General features: G+C 66.2%; 15 protein-coding genes. 9 read left to right on the plus strand and 6 right to left on the minus strand.

The window, feature by feature from the left end:
• Positions 1-121: 121 nt before the first annotated feature.
• The 3 genes from DNK89_RS01640 to DNK89_RS01650 are packed head-to-tail and all read left to right on the plus strand — an operon-like array spanning position 122 to position 3,680.
• On the plus strand, positions 122-1,510 hold the full coding sequence (locus DNK89_RS01640) for a phosphomannomutase/phosphoglucomutase (protein ID WP_110958638.1): 1,389 nt from the start codon (positions 122-124) through the stop codon (positions 1,508-1,510).
• A gap of 20 nt (positions 1,511-1,530) precedes the next feature.
• Positions 1,531-2,310 carry a carbon-nitrogen hydrolase family protein gene (locus DNK89_RS01645; protein WP_110958639.1) on the plus strand — a complete coding sequence of 260 codons (780 nt, stop codon included), beginning with the start codon at positions 1,531-1,533 and terminating at the stop codon, positions 2,308-2,310.
• Positions 2,307-3,680 carry a 3-deoxy-D-manno-octulosonic acid transferase gene (locus tag DNK89_RS01650; protein ID WP_110958640.1) on the plus strand — a complete coding sequence of 458 codons (1,374 nt, stop codon included), beginning with the start codon at positions 2,307-2,309 and terminating at the stop codon, positions 3,678-3,680. The genes DNK89_RS01645 and DNK89_RS01650 overlap by 4 nt, the downstream gene beginning before the upstream one ends.
• 55 nt (positions 3,681-3,735) lie before the next feature.
• On the opposite strand, the gene DNK89_RS01655 is transcribed toward DNK89_RS01650, so the two are convergent.
• From DNK89_RS01655 to DNK89_RS01680, 6 genes are all read right to left on the minus strand, one after another.
• On the minus strand, positions 3,736-5,070 hold the full coding sequence (locus DNK89_RS01655; RefSeq protein ID WP_110958641.1) for a TolC family outer membrane protein: 1,335 nt from the start codon (positions 5,068-5,070) through the stop codon (positions 3,736-3,738).
• A gap of 102 nt (positions 5,071-5,172) precedes the next feature.
• Positions 5,173-5,514 carry a rhodanese-like domain-containing protein gene (locus tag DNK89_RS01660; protein ID WP_015014056.1) on the minus strand — a complete coding sequence of 114 codons (342 nt, stop codon included), beginning with the start codon at positions 5,512-5,514 and terminating at the stop codon, positions 5,173-5,175.
• A 33-nt stretch (positions 5,515-5,547) separates the two neighbouring features.
• Positions 5,548-6,261 (minus strand): protein-L-isoaspartate O-methyltransferase, encoded by a 714-nt coding sequence (locus DNK89_RS01665; RefSeq protein WP_110958642.1) that lies wholly within the window; start codon positions 6,259-6,261, stop codon positions 5,548-5,550.
• 41 nt (positions 6,262-6,302) lie between these two features.
• A complete protein-coding gene (locus DNK89_RS01670; protein WP_110958643.1) occupies positions 6,303-9,485 on the minus strand; it encodes an efflux RND transporter permease subunit in 3,183 nt (1,060 codons plus the stop codon).
• Between the two features lie 15 nt (positions 9,486-9,500).
• Positions 9,501-10,694, minus strand: coding sequence for an efflux RND transporter periplasmic adaptor subunit (locus DNK89_RS01675; protein WP_110958644.1), 1,194 nt, complete (start codon positions 10,692-10,694; stop codon positions 9,501-9,503).
• A 2-nt stretch (positions 10,695-10,696) separates the two neighbouring features.
• A complete protein-coding gene (locus DNK89_RS01680; protein WP_110958645.1) occupies positions 10,697-11,455 on the minus strand; it encodes a TetR/AcrR family transcriptional regulator in 759 nt (252 codons plus the stop codon).
• Positions 11,456-11,687: 232 nt separating this feature from the next.
• Between DNK89_RS01680 and DNK89_RS01685 the strand changes: the two genes are divergently transcribed.
• The 6 genes from DNK89_RS01685 (at position 11,688) to DNK89_RS01710 (ending at position 17,150) form a co-directional block, all read left to right on the plus strand.
• The gene (locus DNK89_RS01685) at positions 11,688-12,500 is read left to right on the plus strand and encodes a GntR family transcriptional regulator (protein ID WP_015014064.1); all 813 of its coding nucleotides are present in this window, start codon (positions 11,688-11,690) and stop codon (positions 12,498-12,500) included.
• Positions 12,501-12,546: 46 nt separating this feature from the next.
• Positions 12,547-13,749, plus strand: coding sequence for an ABC transporter substrate-binding protein (locus tag DNK89_RS01690; protein WP_110958646.1), 1,203 nt, complete (start codon positions 12,547-12,549; stop codon positions 13,747-13,749).
• Positions 13,750-13,845: 96 nt separating this feature from the next.
• Entirely contained in the window at positions 13,846-14,718 is an 873-nt protein-coding gene (locus tag DNK89_RS01695) for a branched-chain amino acid ABC transporter permease (protein WP_110959148.1), read from the plus strand.
• Positions 14,715-15,686, plus strand: a complete 972-nt coding sequence (locus DNK89_RS01700; protein ID WP_110958647.1) for a branched-chain amino acid ABC transporter permease — start codon at positions 14,715-14,717, stop codon at positions 15,684-15,686. The genes DNK89_RS01695 and DNK89_RS01700 overlap by 4 nt, the downstream gene beginning before the upstream one ends.
• A complete protein-coding gene (locus tag DNK89_RS01705; RefSeq protein WP_110958648.1) occupies positions 15,676-16,437 on the plus strand; it encodes an ABC transporter ATP-binding protein in 762 nt (253 codons plus the stop codon). Before DNK89_RS01700 ends, DNK89_RS01705 begins: the two co-directional genes overlap by 11 nt.
• Complete coding sequence (locus DNK89_RS01710; RefSeq protein ID WP_110958649.1) at positions 16,434-17,150, plus strand: ABC transporter ATP-binding protein; 717 nt, start codon at positions 16,434-16,436, stop codon at positions 17,148-17,150. Before DNK89_RS01705 ends, DNK89_RS01710 begins: the two co-directional genes overlap by 4 nt.
• Positions 17,151-17,168: the final 18 nt, after the last annotated feature.

Genomic DNA, 17,168 nt, shown 5'->3' on the forward strand with positions numbered 1-17,168 from the left:
TCGGACCTGTGCCTTGGGCGGGTGTGGGGCTGGCGCCTGCGGCATCGACTGACAAATACCGGCGGGGCCGCCGCCTACAATGCAGCGGACTTTTCAACCCCATCACGAAAGGCCCCCCTGCGTGCAACCGACCCCCGCCATCTTCAAAGCCTATGACATCCGCGGCATCGTGCCGTCCACCCTGAACGAAGACGTGGCCCTGGGCCTGGGCCGGGCCTTTGGCACGGCAGCCCGTGCAGAAGGGCAGACCACCGTGGCGGTGGGGCGGGATGGCCGCCTGTCCGGCCCCGCGATGTCGGCGGCGCTGATCCAGGGGCTGGTGGAGGCGGGCATCGAGGTGATCGACGTGGGCCTGGTCACCACACCGCTGCTCTACTTTGCGGCCAGCACGCTGTGCACCAGTGGTATCCAGGTCACCGGCAGCCACAACCCCAAGGACTACAACGGCTTCAAGATGGTGCTAAACGGCCGCGCCATCTATGGCGACGAGATCCAGGCCCTGCGCCGCACCATGGAGCAGGAAAGCTGGCAGCTGGTGCCCGGCGGCTCGGTGCGCCATGTGGATGTGCTGCCCGCGTACCGCGAACGCATTGTGGGCGATGTGAAGCTGGCCCGCCCCCTCAAGATCGTGGTGGACTGCGGCAACGGCATTGCAGGCGCCTCGGCGCCCGCCATCTTCCGAGCTCTGGGCTGCGAGGTGACCGAGCTGTACTCCGAGGTGGACGGCAACTTCCCCAACCACCATCCCGACCCCAGCAAGCCCGAAAACCTGCGCGACCTGATCGAGGCCCTCAAGACCAGCGACGCCGAACTGGGCTTGGCCTTTGACGGCGACGGCGACCGCCTGGGCATCGTCACCAAAGACGGCACCAACATCTTCCCCGACCGCCAGATGATGCTGTTTGCGCAAGACGTGCTCTCGCGCGTGCCGGGTGGCGAAATCATCTTCGACGTGAAGTGCACCCAGCGTCTTGCACCCGCGATTGCGGCGGCTGGTGGCGTGCCGGTGATGTTCAAGACCGGCCATTCGCTGATCAAGGCGCGCATGAAGGAGACAAACTCTCCCCTGGGCGGCGAGATGAGCGGCCACATCTTCTTCAAGGAGCGCTGGTACGGCTTTGACGACGGCACCTATGCCGGCTGCCGCCTGCTGGAGATCTTGAGCAGGAGTGACGACCCCAGCGGCGTGCTGAACGCGCTGCCCACCAGCTTCTCCACCCCCGAGCTGAACGTAGCCTGCGCCGAGGGTGAACCGCACCGCCTGACGGCCGAACTGCAGGCCCTCGCGGCCGAAACCTTTGCCGCCCCCGCCTCCATCAGCACCATCGATGGCCTGCGCGTGGACTGGCCCGACGGCTTTGGCCTGATCCGCGCCAGCAACACCACGCCTGTGCTGGTGCTGCGCTTTGAGGGCCACACCCCCGAAGCCCTGGCCCGCATCGAGGCTGCCATGCTGGCTCTGCTGCACCGGGTCAAACCCGACGCCCATGTGGGCGCGGCCAGCCACTGACATTGCCTCCTGCACGCCCGATGCTTTCGCTCTCCACCCCCCTGTGTGTCGCCGCCGCCCAGACGCCGTCGGCGCCTGGCGATCTTCAGCGCAACCTGCAAACGCACCTGGCCTTCGTGCGGGCCGCTGCCCATCAGGGCGTGCAACTGCTGCAGTTCCCGGAGCTGTCGCTCATCGGCTACGAGCCTTCGCTCATGGCCGACCATGTGCTGACGGCCGACCACCCCGTGCTGGCAGCGTTGCGCCAGGCGGCCCAGAGCCATGGCATGGCGCTGGTGGTGGGTGCTCCGGCAGCACCGGTGGAGCCAGGCACACTGCCCGCCATTGGAGCCTGGCTGCTGGGGCCGGATGGCAGCGTGGCGCTGTACCGCAAGCGCCATCTGCACGACAGCGAAGAACAATTTGCCAGCGCGGGCTCGGACGACGCACAGGTGCAGCTGGTGGCGGGCGAGCCCACGGCACTGGCCGTGTGCGCCGACATCACCCACCCCGAGCATGCCCAGGCCGCCCGAGGCGCTGGCGCAGCGCTGTATGCAGCGGGCGTGCTGATTTCTGAGAAGGCCTACGCAGCGGAATCGGCCATGCTGGAAGGCTACGCGCGCGACCACGACATGGCCGTACTCGCGGCCAACTACAGCGGCACGTCCGGTGGCTACGTGAGTGCGGGGCGCAGCGCCTTCTGGGCGCCCGGTGGCCGCTGTGTGGTGGCTGCGCCGGATGACGCGCCCTGCATCGTCTGGGCTGCGCGCAGCGACAGCGGCTGGGCGGGTGGTGTGCTCAGCGTGTCTGTGCCCGCATGAACGTCGCGCGGGCTCTGTATTCGCTGCTGACCTGGAGCGCGCAGCCGCTGCTGCGCCGCAAGCTGCGCCGCCGTGCGGTGGCCGAGCCAGGGTACGCCCACGCGGTGGGCGAGCGCTTTGGCCGCTACCCGGCCCCCATCGACAGCCTGATGCCCCACAGCAGCACCGACCCGCTGGGCCGGTTTGTGTGGGTGCATGCGGTGTCGCTGGGCGAAACCCGGGCCGCCGCCATCTTGCTGGCTCAATTGCGCGAACAGCTGCCGGGCATGCGCCTGCTGCTCACCCACGGCACCGCCACGGGGCGGGCCGAGGGCGAAAAGCTGCTGCTGCCCGGTGACGTGCAGGTGTGGCAGCCCTGGGACACGCCGGGTGCGGTGGGGCGGTTTCTGCGCAAGTTCCGCCCGGCCATCGGCATCCTGATGGAAACCGAGGTGTGGCCGAACCTGGTGGCGGGCTGCCGGCAACGGCGCATTCCGCTGGTGCTGGCGAATGCACGCTTCAACGAGACATCGCTGCGCAAGGCTCAGCGCCTGTCGGCCCTGGCGCGACCCGCCTACGCAGGGCTCGCGGCCGTCTGGGCCCAGACCCAGGAGGACGCCACGCGGCTCGCAGCCATCGGTGCGCCGGTGCGTGGCGTGCTGGGCAACCTCAAGTTCGACGTGGTGCCCGACGCACAACTGCTGGAGCGGGGCCGCGACTGGCGCACCCGCACCGGCCGCCCCGTGGTCTTGCTGGCCAGCAGCCGCGAGGGCGAAGAGGCCATGTGGCTGGAGCAGATCCAGAAAATACGACAAAAATCGCCCCAAGCGCTAGTGGATCATGCCTCGGCAGCTATCAATAGTGAAGTGTCTGGCGATGATCTACCCCCCGTGCAATGGCTCATCGTGCCGCGCCACCCGCAGCGGTTTGACGAGGTGCACCAATTGCTGCAGCGCGCAGGCCTGTCGGTGTCGCGCCGCAGCACCTGGGCCGCAGCGCCCGGGAGGGCTGACGTGTGGCTGGGAGACTCCATCGGCGAAATGGCGCTGTATTACGGCTTGGCCGATGTGGCCTTGCTGGGTGGGAGTTTTGCACCGCTGGGCGGCCAGAACCTGATCGAGGCGGCCGCCTGCGGTTGCCCCGTGGTGCTGGGCCCGCACACCTTCAACTTTGCCGAGGCGGCCGAGCTGGCGTGCGCGGCAGGTGCTGCACAGCGGGTGCCTGACCTGGCGCAAGGGACAGCGGAAGCTGCAGCGCTGGCAGGGGATGCCCGCGCGCACGAAGAAGCCAGCGAGCGGGCTACCCGCTTTGCCGCCACGCACCGAGGGGCTGCGCAGGCCACAGCGCGTGCGATCGTGGCGATGGTGCAGCCCGAGGGCGGCCTGCACTAGGCTTCAGCAGCAGTTCACGCACCGGATGCACCCCGGCGCGGGGCGCAAGGCCCTATTACTTGGCCAGCAGTGCGTTGACCGCTTCGATGTCCTGCTGCGACAGCGTGCCCGCCGCCTGGCGCAGCTTGAGGCCGCCCAGCAGCACGTTGTAGCGGGCCTGGGCCAGGTCACGCTTGGTCTGATAGAGCTGGCTTTGGGCGTTGAGCACGTCGATGTTGATCCGCACACCCACCTGGTAGCCCAGCTTGTTCGCGTCCAGCGCGCTCTGGCTGGAGGCTTCGGCCGCTTCCAGGGCCTGCACCTGGCCCTGGCCGGACTGCACGCCGTAGAACGCGGCGCGCGTGGCCTGGGCCACGTTGCGGCGGGCGGTCTCCAGGTCGGCCTCGGCCTTGGTTTCGAGGGCCAGGGTTTCCTTCACGCGGTTTTGCACGGCAAAGCCGGCAAACAGGGGCAGGTTCAGCGCCACGCCCACGCTGGCGGCATTGCTGCGGGCCGTGACGCCGGGCGAGGTGATGGTGCCGTGCAGGTTGCGCGTGACGTTGTAGCCCGCCTGCAGGTCCACCGTGGGCAGGTGGCCGGTTTCGGCCTTTTTGGTTTCCAGTCGCGCAATATCCAGGGCAATGGCAGCCTGGCGCACGCCGGGCTGCTGGTCGCGGGCGGTGTCCACCCAGGTGGTGAGGTTGTCAGGCACCACGCTGGGCAGTTGCACGGGCAGGGCCAGGGGCAGGGGCTTGGTGCCGGTGATGCCGACCAGCTGGTCCAGCGCCAGGCGTTTCACGCGCAGGTCGTTTTCGGCAGCGATCTCCTGGGCAATCACCAGGTCGTAGCGGGCCTGGGCCTCACGCGAATCGGTCACCGTGGTGGTGCCGACTTCAAAATTGCGCTTGGCAGCGGCCAGTTGCTCGGACACGGCGGCCTTTTGGGCCTGCACAAAGGTGAGGGTGTCTTGCGCCGCCAGTACATCAAAGTAGGCTTGGCTCACCCGCACCAGCAGGTCTTGCGTGGCTGCGTCCAGCTGCGCCTGGGCCACGTCCACGCCGCGCTGGCCTTGCTCCAGCGTGATGCGGTTGGCGGGGCGGTACAGCGGCTGCGAGGCGTTGATGCCCACCGTCTGCGCCGTACCGGTGTTCTCGATCTTGGGTTTGCTCAGCTCCACGTTGGAGCGGGTAAGGCCCCCGGTCAGTGCTGCCGAAGGCAGCAGGCCGGCGCGGGCCTGGTCGGCCTTGCGGGCCGCGGCATCCAGCTGCGCACGCGCCGATTGCCAGGCCGTGTCATAGGTACGGGCGGATTCCACCAGCTCCAGCAGGCTCTGCGCCTGGGCGGGCGCAAACAGCGCTGCGCCCAGCGCCAGGGACAGGATGGACAGGGACAGGGGCCTAAACGGTGTCATCGGGGGGTCCTTCGGAAGAGTCTGCGAATCGAATCAGGGCGGGCAACGGCGGGCAGCATGGGGCCACAAGCTGAAAAGTGCGGTCCATCCAACCCCATGGCATCAGTAGCGCGGCACGGCCGGGTCGCTTTCGTGCGACCAGGCGTCGATGCCACCGGTGATATTGGCCAGATGCTCGAACCCGTGGTGCTGCAAGAACGAGGCCACGCGCAGGCTGCGGGCGCCGTGGTGGCACAGGCAGGCGATGGGACGCGCGGGGTCCAGCTCAGCCAGGCGCGCGGGCAACTCGCCCATGGGGATGGCCACCAGCTCGAACCCGTCGGCGCGCACACTGGCGGTCTGCAGCTCCCAGGGCTCACGCACGTCCAGCACCAGGGGCCGGCTGCCTTCCGGCGCGGAGGCAAACCAGGCAGACAGCTGGGCGGGGCGGACGTGATCGATCATGCAAAACTCCGAAGACAACCGAAGGGCAGGGGGTCAGAACGTGAAGCCAGAGGGCTCAGGGAAGTTCGCCAGGCGCGGCGCGATGGTGTCCCACGGCGATGTGGTCTCAAAGCGGTCGCCGGTGCGGCGGGTAACGGTGAAACGCATCACGGGCTCGCTGCCCACGATGGCGCCCAGGCGGCCACCGTCGCGCAGCAGGGCCAGCAGGTGGCTGGGCACTTCGGCCACGGAGCCGCTGAGCACGATCACGTCGAACGGGCCATCCGGGATGGCGTCGCGGGCACCGTCGCCCTGGCGCACGTCGGCGTTTTGCACACCGGCATCGCGCAGGTTCTCACGGGCCATTTCAGCCAGTTCTGCGTTGATTTCGAGCGACACCACGCGCTCTGCGCGCGCGGCCAGCAGGGCGGCCATGTAGCCCGAGCCTGCGCCGATTTCGAGCACGCGGTCGGTGGGCAAAACCCGCAGGTCTTGCAGGATGCGCGCCTCCACGCGGGGCTGCAGCATGCTGTGGCCCTTGCGGACGGCCTCTTCGGCGTCATTGCCCAGCAGCGGGACTTCAATGTCCATGAAGGCCATGCTGCGGTAGGCCGGGGGCACAAAGTCTTCGCGGCGCACCACGGCCAGCAGGTCCAGCACGTCGGCATCGAGCACGTTCCAGGGGCGGATCTGCTGCTCGATCATGTTGTAGCGGGCCTGGGCGACGGGGTCGCTAATGTTGGCGGACGTGTTCAGGGGCAGGTTCATGGGATTTCTCCGTGGGGCAGATGCAAGGCCGATCGGGACGATCAGGACAAACCTTCGATTTTAGGCGCTGCCGGGGCGCGTCCCATCTTGCGAAGGGCCCACTGGGCCAAGTCGTCCATGTAGCAATACACCACCGGCACCACCACCAGGGTCAACAGGGAAGAAGTAATCACGCCGCCAATCACCGCCTGGCCCATGGGCGCGCGCTGTTCCGAGCCTTCGGACAGCGCAAACGCCAGGGGCACCATGCCGAAGATCATGGCCAGCGTGGTCATGAGGATGGGGCGCAGCCGCACGCGCGCGGCCAGCAGCAGGGCTTCGGCGCGGGGCAAGCCGGGCACGGTCTGGCCCTGGTCGTTCACGTGCTCCTCGCGAGCGCGGATCGCAAAGTCCACCAACAAGATGGCGTTCTTGGTCACCAGGCCCATCAGCATCACCACCCCGATGATCGAGAACATCGACAGCGTGGAGCGGAACATCAGCAGCGCCAGCACCACGCCGATCAGCGTGAGCGGCAGCGAGGTCATGAGCGCCAGCGGCTGCAGGAAGCTCTTGAACTGGCTGGCCAGGATCATGTAGATGAAGATGATGGCCATGGCCAGCGCCGAGATGGCGTAGCCAAACGATTCGGCCATGTTCTTGGTGGAACCGCCAAACTGGTAGCGATAGCCGGGCGGGAAGGTCACGGTCTCCAGCGCCTTCTTGATGTCGTTCGACACTTCACCCGCCGAGCGCTGGGACACGTTGGCGTTCACCGCCACTTCGCGGGTCAGGTCGCGCCGGTTGATCTGGTTGGCGCCGGTGGATTCGGTGACGCTGGCGACCTGGTTCAGGCGCACGATGCGGGTGGTACCGTCGGCGGCGGCCAGGGCAAAGGGCAGGCGCTCCAGGTCGGCCGGGGTGGTGCGGGCCTCCGGCGCCAGGCGCACGTTCACGTCATAGGTCTGGTCGTCGGGTGCGCGCCAGTTACCCACGGTGGTGCCTGCCACCAGCGTGCGCAGCGACGCCGCCATGGGCGCTACCGACAGCCCCAGGTCCGACGCCACTTCGCGCTTCACATCCAGCGCAATCACGGGCTTGTCGGGCTTGGCACTGGTGTCCAGGTCCACCAGGCCCGGGATGCCGCGGATCTTCTCGGTAACGATTTTGGTCAGACGCTCGAGCTCGCGCAGGTCAGGCCCCTGCAGCGAGAACTCCACCTGCTTCTGTCCGCCCACTGCATCCAGCAGCCCCACATGGGTCACGGTGATGCCGGGCACGGTCTTGAGGCGTTCGCGCAGCACGTCCGACATCTGGTCCACGCTGCGGCTGCGGTCCTTGCGGTCCACCAGCCGCACATAGATGCTGGCGTACATCTTGCCCTGGGCGTTGCCGGTGTTGATGGTGGACAGCGTGTAGCGCACCTCGGGCATCTCGCGCAGGATGGCTTCCACCTGCTTGGCCTTCGCTTCGGTGGCTTCGAGCGACGAACCCACAGGGGTGTAGAAGTTCAGCGTGGTTTCCGAAAAGTCGGCCTTGGGCACGAACTCGGTGCCCAGCAGCGGCACCATGACCACGCTCAACACGAACACCACCAGCGCGATCACCATGGTGGCCAGCTTGTGCACCAGCGACCAGCGCAGGATGTGCTGGTAGCCCTCGGCCAGCGCATCGGTGGCGCGGTCAAACCAGCCGGTGACGCGGCCAATGGTCTTGTCGTAGAAGGTGACGGGCGCCGTCTTGTGGCCGTGCGCATGGATGCTGGGGTCGTGCCACACGCTCGACAGCATGGGGTCGAGCGTGAAGCTCACAAACATCGAGATCATCACCGCCGCGACGATGGTGATGCCGAACTCGTGGAAGAACTTGCCGATGATGCCGCCCATGAAGCCGATGGGCATGAACACCGCCACGATGGACAGCGTGGTGGCCAGCACCGCCAGGCCGATCTCCTGCGTGCCGTCCATGGCTGCCGCGTAGGCACCTTTGCCCATCTGCACGTGGCGCACGATGTTCTCGCGCACCACGATGGCATCGTCGATCAGCAGGCCCACGCACAGGCTCAATGCCATCAGCGTGATCATGTTGATGGTGAAGCCGAACATGTTCATGAACAGGAACGTGCCGATCAGCGCGATGGGCAGGGTCAGCCCCGTGATGACAGTGGAACGCCAGGAATTCAGGAACAAAAACACGATGAGCACCGTGAGGATGGCCCCCTCGATCAGCGTCTGGCGCACGTTGTTCACCGCCACGCGGATGGGGCGGGCACTATCGCCAATGGTTTCGAGCCGCACGCCGGGCGGCAGTTGGTTCTTCAGTTCCACCACGGCGGCGTTCAGGCCATCGACCACCTCGATGGTGTTCTCGCCCTGCGACTTTTGCACCGACAGCAGCAGCGTGCGCTGGCCGTTGTAAAGCGCCAGGCTTTCCACCTCCTGCGCGCCGTCGTTCACGCGGGCGACCTGGTCCAGGCGCACCGGCGCTCCGTTCTTGCGGGCGACGATGATCTTGCCGAAGTCCTCGGGCCGCTCCATGCGCGCGTCGATCTGCACCACGCGTTCCTGCGCCAGCGACCGGATCGCGCCCACGGGCAGGTCCTGGTTCTCGTTGCGCACGGCATTGGCCACCTGGTCGGGCGTCACGCCAAAGGCCTCTAGCGCCTGCGGATTCAGGTAGATATTGATCTCGCGCTTGGTGGCGCCCACCAGGTTCACCGCGCCCACGCCACGCACGTTCTCCAGGCGTTTCTTCAAGATCTGCTCGGCCCAGGTGGTCAGCTCCACCGCGCTGCGGTCCGATTTTTCGTCGGGCAACACGGCCAGGGACCACACGGCGCGGCTAGCCGGGTCAAAGCGCAGCACGCGTGGCTCCTTGACCTCGGTGCGCAGCAAGGGGCGCACGGTGGCCACCTTCTCGCGTACGTCCTCCGCGGCCTTGCGGCCGTCGATGTGGAGCTGGAACTCGATGATGACGACTGCCGTGCCTTCATAACTGCGGGAGGTGAGGGCGTTGATGCCGGCAATCGAGTTGACGCCTTCTTCGATCTTCTTGGTGACCTCGCTCTCGACGATTTCAGGCGATGCGCCGGGGTAGTCCACAGTAACCACTACGACGGGGAAGTCGATATTGGGGAACTGATCGACCTTGAGACGCTGGTACGAGAACAGGCCCAGCACGACGATGGCGAGCATCACCATCGTGGCGAACACGGGGTTTTTGAGGCTGACTTTGGTGAACCACATGGCGAGTCAGCCCGCTCAGGGTGTCGTGCGCGAGGCAGCTTGCGCGGGCGCAGGCGCAGAGGCCTGGGGCACGACAGCGGCCTGCGCTGCGGTCACGGGCGTGCCTTCGCGCAGCGAGCCCATGCGGCCCGCAATGACGGTGGTGCCCACGGTCACGCCATCCACCGCCACCAGGGTCTGTCCGTTGACCACGGCGCGGGCGCCGGTCTGCACCGGTGCATAGGCCACGCGGCCGTCCTTGACGGTCTGCAGGTAGGGGGCGGGCTTGTCGGTGCGCACAGCGTCCAGCGGCACGGTCAACACCTGGGCGCTGCCGGTGGTCAGCAGGCCTTGCACAAACAGGCCCTGGCGCAGGCTGGCGCTCTGGGACGGCTGGTCTACCCGCAGATAGACCGGCACCGTGCGGCTGCCCGCCTGCGCGCTGGGGTTGATGCGCACCACCGTCGCTTTCACCGGGGTTGCAGCGCCTTCCACCGTCAGTTGGGCCTTCTGGCCCACGCGCACGGCCAGCGAATCGGCGGGGGTGAGAAGGGCTTCGAGTTCCAGGCGGGACAGGTCCACCACTTCAATGATGCGGGCGTCCACAGGCACCCGCTCGCCCGGCTGGGCAAGGCGCTGCGCGACCAGGCCGCTGATCGGGCTCTTGAGCACGGTGTCCTCCAGCGCCTTGCGCGCCACGTCAGCAGCCGACACAGCGGCCTGGTAGCTGGACTGGGCGGCCTCCAGGCTGGCCTGCGAAGTGACCAGCGCGGTGGCGGAGATAAAGCCCTGGTCCACCAGCGCGCGGTTGTTGTTGTACTGCCGCTGGTTGATGTCCACCTGCGACTTGGCGGCATCGGCTTGCTGCTGGGCCTGGCGCAGCCGCGCACGGGCTTCAGTGGGGTCGATTCGTGCCACTTCCTGGCCCGCCTTGACGGTATCGCCTTCGCGCAAGGTCAGGCCCTGCAGCTCTCCCGCCACACGGACCTTCACCATGGCCGAATCCACCGCCCGCAAAGAGCCCGACACCGGCACCCCCAACGAGAGCTGGGAGGACTGCACGGTGACCACCTCATCGGCAGCCAGTTGCAGCGGTGCCTCGGCGCGCTGGGTAGATGCCTCGGCCAACGCCTTTTGCTGCGCCTGCCGCGCCGCCATGGCCCGCCACACGCCACCACCGAGCAGCACGACAACGATGGCCGCAGCCATCCAGGGAATCCAGCGTTTCATGGTCAGGAGGTGCGCGAGCGCTTGGCGGAGGGGGTGAGAGAAGAGGGGAAGGGCTGTTCGCCAGCCGACGGATCGTGACTGGCGCTTGTGCCGGCGGATGCCTCAGGGCGCACACACAGGCCGTGGAGGATGTTGTCCGCCTGGGTCTCGATGTACTGCTCGGGCGTCATCTCCATCGAGTCGGGCACGCAGGCGCCCAGCGAGTGTTTCCACAGCGTCAAAAAGATCATGGGCGCCAGCACCAGGTACACCGCGTAGTCCAGGTTCACCGGGCGGAACTCGCCCCGGGCAATGCCCCGCTCCAGGATGCGGCGGACCAGCGCCTGGCCGGGAAGGATGACCTCTTGCTGATAGAACTGGGCGATTTCGGGGAAGTTTTGTGCTTCGCTCAGCATCAGCTTGGTGATGCCGGATGCCTTGGTGGCGCCGATGCGCTCCCACCAGACCTGATAGCAATACCGCAGCACCTCGCTGGTGGTGCCCACAAAGCTTTCCAGCTCGTTGTTCCATTCGGCAAAGCGCCCGGCGATGTTCTCGCGCACCACGGCCTTGAAGAGTTCTTCCTTGCTGGGGAAGTACAGAAACAACGTGCCTTTGGACACTCCGGCGCGCGCCGCCACCTCGTCCACCCGTGTGGCGGCAAACCCCTTCTCGACAAACAGGTCGAGTGCGGCCTCCAGCAGCTCTCCCGGGCGGGCTTCCTTGCGGCGCTCGCGTTTGGTGCTGGTCGTGGCAGTGGAGGTTGGGGGGGGAGTGGTCAAACCGGCTATTTTTAATGACTGACTGGTTAGTAATGTAGCCAATGCCTGTAAGAGCGTCAATGCGGCCGTGCCCTGTGCCGCCAAAAAAGGCGCGTGTTGGGTGTCGAAGCGCCGTTGGCTGGCACGGCGGTTGCGTGCACTCGGTGCTGTGCACCGGCAACGCAAATGTCCTCAGCATGGCAAATTTCACTCCTAAATGTCTTATTGACAGGACATTAGAACTATTCCTAATATGACCTCCATGCCGTCCAACAACCTGCCACTCCCCAAGTACCACCAGATCTATCTGGTGCTGCGCGAGCAGTTGCAGGAGGGCCGGTTTGCCGATGGCCTGCCGGGCGAGCTGGCGCTGATGCGGCAGTTCGCCGTAGCGCGTGTGACGGTGCGCCGCGCGCTGGAGCTGCTGGAGGGCGAGGGCATGATCTCCCGCGAGCCCGGCCGGGGCACCCGGCCGGTCCCCCCCGCTGCGACCCACGCAAACGACGCAGGTGGCGACGGCGAAAACAGCCGGGCGCACCTGACCGGCCTGCTCGAGAACCTGGTCAGCATGGGCCTACGCACCTCCGTCAAGGTGCTGGATGTGGATACCGTTACCGCGTCCCGCGCGGTGGCCGGGGCGCTGAACATCGCAGTCGGCGATGCCGTGCAAAAAGCGGTGCGCGTTCGTAGCACCAAAGAGGGGCCGCTGTCGCATATCACCACCTATGTCCCTGCCGACATAGCGCGCCAGTTTGGGCGGCGTGAGCTGGCACGCAAACCCATTCTGGTGCTGCTTGAAGAATCCGGCGTCAAGGTAGGCCGCGCGCACCAGACTATTTCGGCCAAGCTGGCCGATGCCGTGGTGGCCAGGCACCTGGATGTCTCGGTGGGATCGGCGCTGCTGGCCGTGCGCCGCCTCATTTACGACGACCAGGAGCGCCCGGTGCAATGGCTGCACGGGTTGTACCGGCCAGACCGCTACGAATATGAAATGCAGCTGTCCCGCGTGGGCAGCATCGATGCCAAGGTCTGGGTCAGCAAAGAGCTGTCGGCCCAGTTCCACTGAATTCCATCCCCCACCTCAACCCTACCTACCTGCCAGGAGAATGCCCATGAGTACTCGCCGCCATTTCATGACCCAGTCGGCTGCCGCCGCGTCGGCACTGGCCTTCCCACTGGTGGGCGGTGCCCAGGCCAAGTCCGTCAAGGTGGGGGTGCTGCACCCCGTGACCGGGGCATTGGCCTATTCGGGCCAGCAATGCCGTGAAGGCGCGATGATGGCCATCGAGGACATCAACAAGGCGGGCGGCATCAAGGCCCTGGGCGGTGCCAAGCTCGAAGCGCTGCTGGGCGACGCGCAGTCGCAGCCCCAGCCCGGTGCCGCCGAGGTCGAGAAGATGAATGAAGCGGGCGTTTCAGCCGTGGTGGGGGCGTTTGCCTCGGCCATCTGCCTGGCCACCACGCAGGCCGCCGCCAAATACAACCTGCCCCACATCGTGGATGTGGGTGTGGCCGACCAGATCGTGGAACGGGGCCTGAAGAACACCTTCCGTTTTGGCCCGGGCTACAAGAAGTGCACTGAAACCGCCATGGCCAACCTGCATGTGCTGAACACCGCAGCCGGCAAGCCCGCCAAGACGGTGATGATCATCCACGAGGAATCGCTGTTTGGCTCAGGCACTGCCCAGCTGCTGTCGCGCGAACTGCCGGGCTACGGCTACGAAGTCAAGGAGGTCATCAAGCACGCCAATCCCACGCGCGATTTCAACAACATCGTGCTGCGCATGAAGGCGGTGAACCCGGACATCGTCATCCCCGCCAACTACTACAACGAATACGCGCTGCTGGTGCGCACCATGCAGCAGCAAAAGGTCACGCCCAAGGCCATCTATTCGGTGCTGGGCGGTGCGGCGTCGAGCTACAAGTTCGTCAAGGAGTTTCCGGACGCAGCCAACGGCATCATCGACTGCAACCACTGGTTCAACCCCAAGGACAAGCGCGCGCAGGACCTCAAGAAGCGCGTCGAGGCCAAGGGCCTGTTCTTCAGCTACGAGCTGTTCATGACTTACACCTCGATGTGGCTGCTGGCCGATGCGCTGGAGCGTGCCAAGTCGGCAGACCGCGCGGCGCTGATCGACGCACTGGAAAAGAGCACCTTTGCCGATCACATCATGCCGTACGGCCCCACCAAGTTCGTGGCCGGGCAGAACCAGGGCGCCCAGCCGCTCATGACCCAGGTGCTGAACAAGGACATCAAGGTCATCATCCCGCGTGACTACCGCGAAGCGGACCCACTCTTCCCGCTGAAGGCCTGACACCCACCACTTTTAAGCCTTGATGACGGGGGCTGCGGGGCGCCTCATACCGAGGCGCCAGGCCGCGCCTTTGCCTGAATGGCGCCCATTCCCTCCATGTTCGACCTCAGCATTCTCTTTCCGTCGGTCCTCAACGGCCTGACCACGGGCGCGGTGTATGCCCTCATCGCGCTCGGGCTCACGCTGATCTACGGCGTGCTGCACATCATCAACTTCGCGCATGGCGCGTCGCTGATGTTGGCGCTGTACGCGGTGTACCTGCTCAAGCAGCACTTCGGGCTGGACCCCTATCTGGCGCTGCCCATCCTTGTGCCGGGCATGTTTGCCCTGGGTTATGCGCTGCAGCGCCTGGTCATCAACCGCGCCAGCCATGGCAAGGACGAAAACATCCTGCTCGTCACGCTGGGCATTTCCATCGTGATGGAAAACCTCGCGCTGTTGTTCTTCAAATCCGACACACGCACCATCGACACGGCCTACACCCTCACCACCGTGGCGGTGGGTCCCGCCATGATCGCCTTGCCCAAGCTGGTCGCCTTTGCTGGTGCCCTGGTGGTGTCGGCCGTGCTGCTGTGGATCGTGGGCCGCACCGACCTGGGCCGCGCCATTCGCGCCGTGGCCAAGGAGAAGCACGGCGCCAAGCTCATGGGCATCAACGTGGACCATGTGTATGCCATGAGCTTTGGCATTGGCCTGGCCTGCCTGGGTGCTGCCGCCTGCTTTCTGCTGCCCGCGTATTACGTGAACCCCCAGGTCGGCAGCGGCTTTGTGCTGGTGGCGTTCACCATCGTGGTGCTGGGCGGCATGGGCAGCTTCACCGGCGCGCTGGTGGGCGGTCTGCTGATCGGCGTGGTGGAGTCGCTGGGCGGCCTGTACCTGGGTGAATCACTGGGTCAGATCGGCATCTTTGCCATCTTTATCGCAGTGTTGCTGTTCCGCCCGCAGGGCTTGTTTGGAGCCAAGGCATGAAGCAGCTTGCAAGCATTGGATTGTTTGTCGTCGTCGTGGCGGCCATCGCCGCGTTTTCCGATTCCGGCGTGTTGCTCAACTTCGTGATGATGTCGCTCTACGCGGCGCTGCTGGCGCAGGCGTGGAACATCCTCGGGGGCTTTGGCGGGCAGTTCTCGTTCGGGCACGCACTGTTCTTCGGAACGGGCGCCTACATCCAGGCCATTGCCCAGATGCAAGGGGGCATCAACCCCTGGATCGCATTGCCTATGGCGGTGGCTGGCAGCGCGCTGGTGGGGCTGTTCGTGGGCGGGCTGTCGTTCCGCTATGGGCTCAAGGGCTCGTACTTTGCGCTGGTCACGCTGGCTTTTGCCGAGGTGTTTCGCATTCTGGCGCTGTCGGTGCCGTTCACCGGGGCGGGCGTGGGGCTGATGCTGCCGCTCAAGGAGTCGCTTGGCAACATGCAGTTCGGCTCGCGCAAAGGCTTTGTCTTCCTGATCCTGGCGCTGGTCACGCTGGCGCTGCTGGTCAGCTGGTGGCTCAAGAACTCGCGCTTTGGCGCCTGGCTGCAGGCCGTGCGCGACAACGAAGACGCGGCGCGCGCCATTGGCGTGAATCCTTTCAACGTGAAGATGGGCGCTATCGCATTGTCGGGCGGTTTCATGGGCGCAGCCGGGGCGTTCTATGTGCAGGTGTTCCAGTACATCGACCCGGGCATTGCCTACGGTTCTGTCACGTCGGTGGAGGCCCTGGTGGCCGCCATCGTGGGTGGCATCGGCACCGTCTGGGGTCCTGTGCTGGGTGCGCTGGTGCTGCACATCCTGGCCGACGTCACGCGCAACCTGTTCGGCCAACTGCCGGGCATCAACATGGTGATTTACGGCGTGGTGCTGGTGCTCATCGTGATGTTCTTGCCCCGTGGCATTGCGGGCATCGGGCAGTCGGTGGTGGCGGTGTGGAAACGTTCGGGAGGCCGTCATGGCAAATGACCTGTTGCAGCTCAGCGGGCTGAGCAAATCCTTCGGCGGCCTGAAAGCCGTGCAAAACGTGAGCCTGGCGGTGCCAGAAGGTTCGCTGACCGCGCTGATCGGGCCTAACGGCGCGGGCAAAACCACGCTCTTCGCCCTCATGTCGGGCTTTGTGCGGCCCGACACAGGCACCGTGCGCTTTGCGGGCCAGGACATTACCGGCCAGGCCCCGCACCTCAACGCCCGACTGGGCATGACGCGCACCTTCCAGATCGTGCAGCCATTCGCAGCGCAGACCGTGCGTGAAAACATTGCCGTGGGCGCCCACCTCAAGGAGCCCAATCGCCGTGCCGCCCTGGAGTTGGCCAGCGAAGTCGCAGCCCGTGTAGGCCTGGCCCCGCAGCTGGACAAACCCGCGGCCGACCTCACGGTAGCCGGCCGCAAGCGCCTGGAGCTGGCGCGCGCCCTGGCCACCCGGCCGCGCCTGCTGCTGCTCGATGAAGTGCTGGCCGGCCTCAACCCCCAGGAGATTGCCGAGATGATTCCCGTGGTGCGCGGCATTGCCGATGGTGGCGTGACCGTGTTGATGATCGAACACGTCATGCAGGCCGTGATGAACCTGGCCGAGCATGTGTGGGTGCTGGCCCAGGGCCAGCTCATCGCGCAGGGCAACCCCGCGCAGGTCACCTCGGACGAGCGCGTGATCGAGGCCTATCTGGGCCACGGCACCGCCGCCCGTTTGCGCGCCGCCGCACCGCAGGAGGCTGCATGAGCACCTCTCCCTTGCTGGAAATCACCGGCTTGCGCGGCGGCTACGGCCGGGTGGAAGTGCTGCGGGGTGTGGATCTGCAGGTGCTGCCTGGCGAAACCGTGGCGCTGCTGGGCAGCAACGGTGCCGGAAAGTCCACGCTCAACAACGTGGTCTGCGGCATCTACAAGGCCTGGGCGGGCAAGGTGGTGTTTGATGGGGTTGACCTCAGCGGCGCCCACTACACCGAGGTCGTAAAGGCCGGCCTGATCCAGGTGCCCGAAGGCCGCAAGATCTTCCCCAACCTGAGCGTGATGGAAAACCTGGCGCTCGGCAGCTTCACCCGGGCCCGCGAGCGCCGGGCGGAGAACATCGACAAGGTGTTTGCCACCTTTCCGCGTCTGAAGGAGCGCACCCTGCAGCTCGCCGGCACCATGAGCGGTGGCGAGCAGCAGATGCTGGCCATTGGCCGCGGAATGATGGCCGAGCCGCGCCTGCTCATCCTCGACGAGCCTTCGCTGGGCCTGTCGCCCCTGCTGGTCGAAGAGATGTTTGGCCTGATCCGGCAGCTTCGCTCCACCGGGCTCGCCGTGATGCTGGTGGAGCAGAACGTGGGCCAGTCCCTCGAAATCGCCGACCGCGCCTACGTGATGGAGAACGGAAGCATCCGCTTCTCGGGCGCCCCCGCCGACTTGCTGCGCAGCGACGACCTGCGCAGGGCATACCTAGGGCTGTGATGCCTTCGCCCACCCCAC

Source organism: Acidovorax sp. ST3 (genome assembly GCF_003231145.1).
GTDB lineage: Bacteria > Pseudomonadota > Gammaproteobacteria > Burkholderiales > Burkholderiaceae_C > Acidovorax.